This is a genomic window from Desulfovibrio sp. An276, from assembly GCF_002159665.1.
GTDB lineage: Bacteria > Desulfobacterota > Desulfovibrionia > Desulfovibrionales > Desulfovibrionaceae > Desulfovibrio > Desulfovibrio faecigallinarum.
On record NZ_NFJC01000073.1, the window covers coordinates 1 to 1,575 of the forward strand.

The 1,575-nt window shown below is 48.6% G+C and carries 1 protein-coding gene; it reads left to right on the forward strand.

The features are described from left to right. Window positions 1-289: 289 nt before the first annotated feature. Window positions 290-1,294 carry a hypothetical protein gene (locus tag B5F76_RS14235; protein ID WP_087355748.1) on the forward strand — a complete coding sequence of 335 codons (1,005 nt, stop codon included), beginning with the start codon at window positions 290-292 and terminating at the stop codon, window positions 1,292-1,294. Window positions 1,295-1,575: the final 281 nt, after the last annotated feature.

Consider the following 1,575-nt stretch of genomic DNA (forward strand, 5'->3'; position numbering starts at 1 on the left):
GTGGTACCTTTACCACTCAAAAAAGGTGGTCCTGAAGGCTATTCTCGGCCTATGAAGCCATCGACAGGTCGACATGGTCCTTGAGTGGTAATTTTTGGGAAGTTCAGGCCTGAGCGATATCGTAGCCGATTTTTCTACCAAGATAAATTCTTTAGTTGCCGAAATAACATGTGAATTCAAAGAGATCGTCCATAATCTGGAGAAGTCTCAGGGAATTCACGGCATAGAGTTGCTTTGGAGCCAAGCACTACATAAGTGTGGCGAAATCGTGCGATAGCTGCTTCACACAATGATGGGGCAGATCGATGAAAGGAACCTGATTCGTACTTACAAAAACGAATTTCTACTGCAGGGGATTCGTCTGGAGAATGCCGGGAAGCCTGCAAGGACTCTCCTGACCACGCGTGGCGAAATTACCTACAAGCGGACCATGATGGTTCCTGCCGATGAGGAATCACGCGCCAAGCTAAAGGAGCAGCACAAGTGCAGCAGTGTTTTCCCACTGGACAAGGTATTGGGCATCCACAAACTCCCCTTCAAAATGTCACCAAAGATGATGCTGTTGTGCGTGTTCTATGGGCAAAACCAGCCATCGTACAAGGCCGCAGCCGAGATTTTGGCCGATTTGGGCAACATCCAGGTCAGCTCTGAGACCATCCGTAAAGTGGTCAACGAGGTCGGGGGCAAGCTTTTTGAAGAAGATTGCGCCAAATCAGGGGAAACATACGAAAATTGTTCGATTGACTTCAATCCTCCTGATGAGAACGCCATCCTCTACGCCGAGGTAGATGGCGCAGCGCTCAATACACGTACAAAGGACGACAACGGCTCAACGTGGCGGGAGAACAAGCTGGGAGTCTGCTTCAAATCGGATGACATCAAGCAGTACGTGAACCCACGAACCGGCGATCTGGAACATCGCATTGAAGCACGACAGTATGTTTCCTACCTTGGCAAAGCAGTGGAATTCCGGAAGCATCTATTCGACATGCTTGTGGAAAATGGATATGGCCAAGGCAGGCAGGTTGTACTCCTGAGTGATGGAGCCGCCTGGATTGCGAATATGGCTCAAGAAGACTATCCCGGTTGCCTGCATATTCTGGATATCACTTGGATGAAAATGTTTACGCGTATGCCAGGGAAGTGTTTCAGAATGATGAAAGCAAGTACCGCCCATGGGCAGAAAATATCTGCCAGATGCTCAGCGATGGACGTATCGATGAAATACTTGCGATATTGGCAGCATTACCTCCAATTCAAAATAGAAATTGCGTCAATTTGCCGCATTACCTGACCTCACATAGAAACCATATCAACTACCCTGAGTATCTCGCAAAGGGATATTTCATTGGGAGCGGTGCCATCGAGAGCGGCAACAAAATTGTTCTGCAGAAGAGGCTGAAGCTTGCCGGCATGCGCTGGAATGTCCCAACTGCTCAATGCATGCTGACAATCAGAGCTCGAGTGCCTGAACTTCCCAAAAATTACCACTCAAGGACCATGTCGACCTGTCGATGGCTTCATAGGCCGAGAATAGCCTTCAGGACCACCTTTTTTGAGTGGTAAAGGTACCAC